Origin of the sequence: Xanthomonas axonopodis (assembly GCF_001304695.1) — a bacterium.
GTDB classification, from domain to species: domain Bacteria; phylum Pseudomonadota; class Gammaproteobacteria; order Xanthomonadales; family Xanthomonadaceae; genus Xanthomonas; species Xanthomonas axonopodis.
The window spans coordinates 1-7,331 of sequence record NZ_JFAQ01000023.1 but is presented as its reverse complement, the minus strand read 5'-3'; the positions used below and the strand labels follow the sequence as shown (position 1 = coordinate 7,331).

Annotated in this window: 2 protein-coding genes and 1 pseudogene; all 3 read left to right on the top strand. The window is 64.0% G+C overall.

From position 1 onward, the window contains the following. Positions 1-202: 202 nt before the first annotated feature. On the top strand, positions 203-3,190 hold the full coding sequence (locus XAXN_RS02125; protein WP_054318317.1) for a TonB-dependent receptor: 2,988 nt from the start codon (positions 203-205) through the stop codon (positions 3,188-3,190). Positions 3,191-3,335: 145 nt separating this feature from the next. Then, the gene (locus XAXN_RS02120; protein ID WP_054318316.1) at positions 3,336-4,283 is read left to right on the top strand and encodes a glycerophosphodiester phosphodiesterase family protein; all 948 of its coding nucleotides are present in this window, start codon (positions 3,336-3,338) and stop codon (positions 4,281-4,283) included. 386 nt (positions 4,284-4,669) lie between these two features. Continuing rightward, positions 4,670-7,088, top strand: a pseudogene (gene pbpC, locus XAXN_RS02115) (penicillin-binding protein 1C). Positions 7,089-7,331 lie beyond the last annotated feature (243 nt).

The following is a 7,331-nucleotide window of genomic DNA, read 5'->3' as shown; positions in this document are numbered from 1 at the left end:
GCAATGTCCCGGGGGAGAGGTACTTCTCGTCGAAGGGCTCGGCTTTTAGGCACTTGCCAGGTACTTGCTTCGCGCGCCGCGACATTGCTGCGCATTGTCTTTTCGGTGCGATGCGCGCGACACGCAAGGGTCATTTTTACGCTCTACAGTGGCGTGCTTTCTCATTGGCGCGGCGTTGATGCTGCGCAACTAACGGGATTCCATGCAGCGCTTCGATCCGTACCGTGTGCACCTGTCCGTTCTCGCCGTGGCCATCGCCGCATGTTCGCCTGCAGTGCAGGCGCATACCGTCGGCGTGTCATCCGATGCTGCGCGCCTTGCGTCGCCAATACCTCCGGACACGGCATCATTCAACGAGAGTCCGCGTCGCACAGAGACAGCGTCGGTGGCAGAGCATCTCTCAAACGCCGACTTTACAGCCTCGCTCAACGATGCAGCCGGCAGCGACGTGCCCGCAGCAGACGCGCCTGAAGGCGGCCTAACAACCCTCGATGCCATGCAGGTCACCGGCGTGCGCCGCGCCAACGCGGCTGCGGTGGAAAGCAAACGCGCGGCGACCAATATCACCGATGTGATCAGCGCCACCGATGTGCGTGCCTTGCCCGACAGCACCATCGTTGAGGCATTGCGGCGCGTGCCGGGCTTGTCCGTCTTGCCTGCCACCGACAACGAGCATCCCCGCGATGAAGCAGCTACGCCGGTCTTGCGTGGCCTGGGGCCGTCGTACAACAACGTCACCATCGACGGGCTCACCATCGCCTCGCCGGGTACACCGAACGGCACGCTCGGTTCGATCACCCGCGGCGTGCGCCTGGACCTGTTGCCGGCCTCGATGGTCAGCGAATTGCAGGTGGTCAAGACCTTCACCCCCGACCTGGATCCCAACGCCACCGGCGGTGCGATCAACCTGAAAACCCGCAGCGCGTTCGAAAATGGCGGCAAGCCGTTCTTCAGTGCCGAGGCGGCGCTAGGCCACGCCAACGATGTAGGCAAGCCGCGCGATCAGGACGACCCTGGGTATCGCTTGAACGCCACCGGCAGCCGCACCTTCGGGAGCGAGCAGCAGTACGGTGTCACGGTGTCCGCCAACTATCAAACGCTGAGCAGCTACACCGAAACCCATATGACCACCGACACGGTGCACTACGGGTTCTACGACAACAAAGGCGTGCTGCAGACCGGCGACAGTCTCGGCAATGGCTGGGCGGTGCCGCAGCAGGATAAATACTGGTACGTGCAAGATCAGCGCGACCGTTATGGCCTCACCGGCAAGTTCGAGATGCGGCCCAGTGCGGCGCTCGAAGCCTACGCCATGGCCGGCTACTACTATTTCAAGGACGACATGGAGCGCAACGAGGTCATCATCGATCCGCGCAACCGTGGCCAGGTCTTCAATCAGACCGCAACGTCCGGCAGTTATCCCGGTGGCGACATCGAGGTGGGTTATTCGAACCAGATCGTCACCACGCGTACCAAGGTTGCGCAGCTGGGGACGATCTGGCGGCCCACCGATCGCCAGCAGTTTTCCGCGCGTGGTGCGTGGTCGGATGCGACCTACGACGAGCCGATTCGCATGATCAAGTACGCCACCGGCATCAGGCGCCCGGCACCGGTGCCGGTGGGCCAGACCGGCAGTGGCGTGACCGTCAATGCCACGCCCAATTATGCGTTCAACTACGACACTTCCGGCTTGGATCAACGGTTCGGCGTGTCGCCGCAGGCATATGACAACCTGGACAATTACAGCCTGTCGTACTGGCGACCGGACTATAAACGCACCGCGTCCGATCGCATCCTCACCGGTCGGCTCGATTACGGCTTCAATCAAGGCGAAAGCGACCAAGGCATCGGTTTTGCGGCAGGCGTGTCGTATACCACCGACAAGCCGTCCTACGAGATCTATCGCGTCGAGTATCAGCCCAATACGACAGCACCGATGCTCGGTCTGGCCGACGTCGTGGGTACCGGCAGGGCGCCGATGCGCTATGCCGGTTTGAACCTGCTGAGCATCGACCCGAACAAGGCCAATCGCGTGCTGGCGGCCACGCCGTTGAGCGCGTTCAACAGTACCGACCAGCAGGCCTTCAGCAATCAGGACAATTTCACGCATACCGAAAAAACCTTCGGCAGCTATGGCTTGGTCAGCTATCGCAGCGATCGTATGAATGTGCAGGCAGGTGTGCATTTCGACAGCACCAAGCTCGACACGGTGGGCCGCCGCCGGCAGCTGGATGCGGCAACCAATCACTACGTGTATGTCGACAACCCGACCAGTGCGGACTACGACTACCTGCTGCCGTCGGCGGTGATGACCTATCACCTCACCGATGCGCTGGATCTGCGTGCCGGTGCAAGCCGCACGTTGGGCCGCCCGCCGTACGATGCCTATGCGGCGCGTACCTCCATCGGCTTCGTCAATACGACAGACGCCGGCAACCCGAATGCGCAGGGCGTCACCGTCACCATCGGCAACCCCGACATCAAGCCGCGCGTGTCCAACAACCTGGATCTGTCGCTGGAATGGCGGCTTCCCGGCGATTTCGATGCGTTCGCGTCCGCTGCCGTGTTCGACAAGCACATCCAGGACGAGATTTTCACGCTCTCGCGCACCGATAGCTTCACCTTCGACGGCACCACGTACGCGAATGCATTCATCAGCACACCGGCCAATGCGGCCAAGGCGCGTATCCGCGGTGTGGAGTTCAACGGCATCGTCAACACGTTAGGGCCGATCGCGCCGTGGTTGAGCGGCGTCGGTTTCAGCGCGAACCTCGCGTTGCTCGATGGCAGCCTGGACGTGCCTTACAGCGTCGGCAGCGGTAGCAGCGTGACCCAGCGCGAGCGCAAGCTCGACAATCTGGTTGGTCAGCCCGATTACACCGCCAACGCGACGCTGTTCTACAACACTGGTGGGCTGGAACTGCGTGCGGCCTACAACCGGCAAGGCAAGGCGCTGCGCTCCATCGTCAGCAACATCGATTGGCAGGACCTGTATTGGTTGCCGCGTTCGCAACTGGATTTCACCGCCACCTATGCGGTGAGCAAGCAGTTGAGCCTGATTGGCCAGGTCGGCAATCTCACCCACAGCCGTATCACCAGCGTGACCGGCCCCGGGCAGAATCTGCTCAAGGACAGTTACTCGGCGCCCACTACCTATTGGGTGGGTCTGCGGTTTACGCCGTCGTGGTGAGCGCAACCGGTGCAACGGTGGCAATGCGTGCCATCTTGAATTCGATGCCTGCCGTTGACCCAGTTGATTTCAGCAGCGTATGCCAAGCGCGGCAATGCCCGTCCACCGCGCTACCGTTTTGCAACCATCTGCTTGGAGTTGTTCGATGACATCACGCCCCATTGCCGTCCTCGCCGCCGTACTGTACGCAGTCGTGACCACTGCAGCGAGTGCCGCACCGACAGGCGCGGCTGCGATCCAGGCGCGCCTGACCAACCCGCAGGGCGGCCTTGTCGTGGTGGCGCACCGCGGGTGTCATGCCGCCGCGCCACAGCATGGCTTCACCGGGACCGCACCGGAAAACTCGCTGGCGGCATTGGAGCGCTGCATCGCCATCGGCGCCGATGTGATGGAAACCGATGTGCGGCGCGCCGCCGATGGCAGCCTGGTGATGCTGCATGACGCCACCGTGGACCGCACCACCGATGGCACCGGCAAGCTGTCCGAGTTGACCCTGGCCGATCTGCAGAAGCTGCGCCTGCGCAGCGACGAAGGTGGTGCGCAGGCACCGCTGACCGACCAGCGCGTGGTCACGCTCGAGCAGATGCTGGCCAGGGCCAAGGGGCACATCCTGCTCAACCTGGATGTCAAGGATGCGATCTACGTGCAGGTGATCGACGCGGTCGCCCGGGCCGGCATGCAGCATCAGGTGATCGTCAAGGCTGAAGCCGGCATCGCCACGCCGCCGCTGGCAGGGATGGTGCCGTTCAACACCGTGTACTTCTTCCCGATCCTGATCAACGCGCATGGCGATGCCGATCTTGCCGCCATTGCAACGGCACAGACGCGCAATGCGCGGCCGATGGCATTCGAGTTGCCCAAGATAGCCGCCGCGCAATTGCCGGCACTGGCAGCGGTGAGCAAGGCGCACAACGTGCGGCTGATGGTCAATTCGTTGTGGGACGGCTTCATTGCCGGCTATGGCGGAGATGTGGACGCCGAACGCGCCCCTGACAAGGTCTGGGGCCGGATGTACCACGACGGTGTGTCGATCATCCAGACCGATGCGCCGGAAGCCTTGCTGCGCTATCGCGCCAGCTTGGAAAAGCGTTGAGCGGAAGCGACCAGGCGGCCGTCCTACGCGGGGGCAATCAGGTGTAGCACGGCGCGCCGTGCATCGAGCAACGCAACGATCGATACGTCACGTCAACCGAACTGTATATGCAGGCATCGCCATTGCCTGCCGGCAATGCGTGCTGCTACCGAGGGGCGCCGAACGCGCCCCTCGGTGTGAGTGGCCTGATCGTTGCAGGCGCTTCATTCGGTGGTCACGAATAAGATCAGACGGTTGGTCGCAAGGATTCCCACATGTCGCTCAGGATCTGCGCCTGGCCCCTGGGCCAGTGGCTTGTCCGGCTGGTCGCGCAGCTGATCGCCCTGCCAAGACGCCGGGCCGCATAACAGTGGCCGAAATGCGTTTTGCCCTGCATGCTTTGCGCGATGGATGAACAGCCGCAGGCACCAACAGGGATAGATCGCACGCAGCCGCGCCTGCAAGCGCCGAACCATCAGGTCCGCAACGGGCGCCGCTGGCTGCGGTGGCTGCGCTTGAGTGCGGCTGCGCTGCTGAGCGTCCTGCTGCTGGATCTGGCCTTCCCGTTGCCCTTGCCCAAATCGCGCGACACTTCCACCTTGGTGGTCGCGCGCGACGGCACGCCGTTACGTGCATTCGCCGACCGCAATGGCGTATGGCGTTACCCGGTCACGCCGTACAGCGTGTCGCCGTTGTATCTGCAGGCGCTGCTGAACTACGAAGATCGCTGGTTCTGGCGTCATCCGGGCGTCAATCCGTGGGGTCTGCTGCGTGCCGGTGGGCAGTGGCTCGGGCAGGGCCACATCGTGTCCGGCGGCTCCACCCTGACCATGCAGGTGGCACGCATCCTGGACCCGCATACGCGCACGCCGTGGGGCAAGGCCAAGCAGTTGTTGTGCGCGTTACAGCTGGAAGCGCACCTGAGCAAGCACGAGATTCTCATGCTGTATCTGGAGCGCGCGCCCTACGGCGGCACTATCGAGGGGGTAGAGGCGGCCAGCTGGGCGTATCTGGGCAAGCCGGCCAAGGCCTTGTCGCACGCCGAGGCCGCGTTGCTGGCGGTATTGCCGCAGTCGCCCAGCCGCCTGCGCCCGGACCGGCACCCGGAAGCGGCGCAACGCGCACGCGACAAGGTGCTCGACCGCATGGTCGAGCTGGGCGTGTGGTCGCGTGCGCAGGTGGACGATGCACGCATCGAACCGGTGGTCACCCGCTCGTTCAAGCCACCCCTGCATGCGGCCTTGCTGGCGCAGCGCCTGCATAGTGCGCAGCCGCGTAAGGCGCGTATCGTCACGACGCTGGATGTGGAATTGCAGCGTACACTGGAAGAGCGCGTGTCCACGTATTTTTCGCAGCTGCCGGAGCGCACCTCCGCGGCCTTGCTGGTGGTGGACAACGCCACGATGGAAGCGCGCGCTTACGTGGGCTCGGCCAGTTTCGGCGACCGCAAGCGCCTGGGTCAGGTCGACATGGTGCAGGCATGGCGCTCGCCCGGTTCCACGCTCAAGCCGTTCCTGTATGGCATGGCGCTGGACGATGGCCTGATCCATTCCGAAAGCCTGTTGGTGGATGCGCCGCAGAGTTTTGGCGACTACCGTCTCGGCAACTTCGATGCGGCGTTCAACGGCCCGGTGAGCGCGGCCACGGCGTTGCGGCTGTCGTTGAACGTGCCGGCGGTGGGATCTGCTTGATCGCATCGGCCCTACGCGTTTTGCTGCGCGACTGTCCAATGCCGGGATTGCCCTGCATTTTCCTTCCGGCAGCACGCCGTCGCTGGCGTTGATACTAGGTGGCACCGGCGCACAGTTGCAGGAGTTGGTGTGCGCGTTCGCCGCGCTCAATCGCAGCGGCATTGCCGGACGTGTGCGTTATACGCCGGATGATGCGCACATCGATCGCCGCTTGATGTCGCCGGGCGCGGCCTGGATCGTGCGCGAAATTTTGCAAAGTAACCCGCGCCCCGGCTACGGCAGCGGGACGTTCGACACCGCTGCACGCCCCGGCGTGGCGTGGAAGACCGGCACCAGTTACGGCTACCGCGATGCATGGGCCATTGGCGGGACGCGGCGTTACACCGTCGGCGTCTGGGTAGGGCGGCCGGATGGCACCCCGTTGCCGGGCCAGTACGGTGCGGTCACCGCGTTGCCGTTGATGTTCGAAGTCATCGATGCCTTGCCGTGTAGCGCTGGCGACAGTGCGCCATCGCCGATGCCAGCCACCGTGCAGGCAATCAACATCTGCTGGCCGCTGGGCGGCGCTGCCGATCAGACGTCACCGGCCCTCTGCGCACGTCGCGTCGATGCGTATGCACTCGACGGTAACGTGCCACCCACCTTTGCCGAACGCGATGCGCGTCTATGGCAAAGCGGGCAAGTGCGCTTGGACATCGATGCGCGCAGCGGTCAGCGGTTGTCGCAGGAATGCAGCCAACCGCATACGCGCGTACCGCGCACAGTGGCACGCTGGCCGGCGTTGGTCTCGCCCTGGCTCAGTACGTCCGAACGCGCCGCCGCGCAATTGCCGCCATTGGCTGAAGATTGCGCGCCGGACGGCCGCATGACCGGTGGCGGGGTGCTGCGCATCGATGGTCTGCGCGACCGCGCCACGCTTGCGCGGGCCAACGACGCGGCGCGCCCGGGGCGGTTGCAGTTGCGTGCGCTGGGCAGCGAGGCGCGAATCGATTGGCTGCTGGATGGCCGCTGGATTACGCGGACCAACGGAAGACAAGGATTTCAGCGCGATTTCGAAGAAGTCGGGCTGCACACGCGCACCGCAATGGCCAACAATGGCGCATGGACGCAAGTGCGCTTTCGGGTGTTGCGTTGACCGGTTCGCCAACGAAGTACTACCGCTGCGTGGTCAGCGACGGGCACCTGCCCTCCCAACAAACCCTGTCCTGCATATGCGCGGCGAGGGTGGCGGCGCGTCGGGGCCTGGCCGCTTCGTAGGGACGTTGCGTATACGGGGCGCAACCGTTTACGCGCAAGCTGGTGGAAAAAAACAGGCAGGGCGCTCAAGGCGCTGCCCTGTCTGTTTCATCATCGAGTCGATTTAAGGCAACGCTGATCA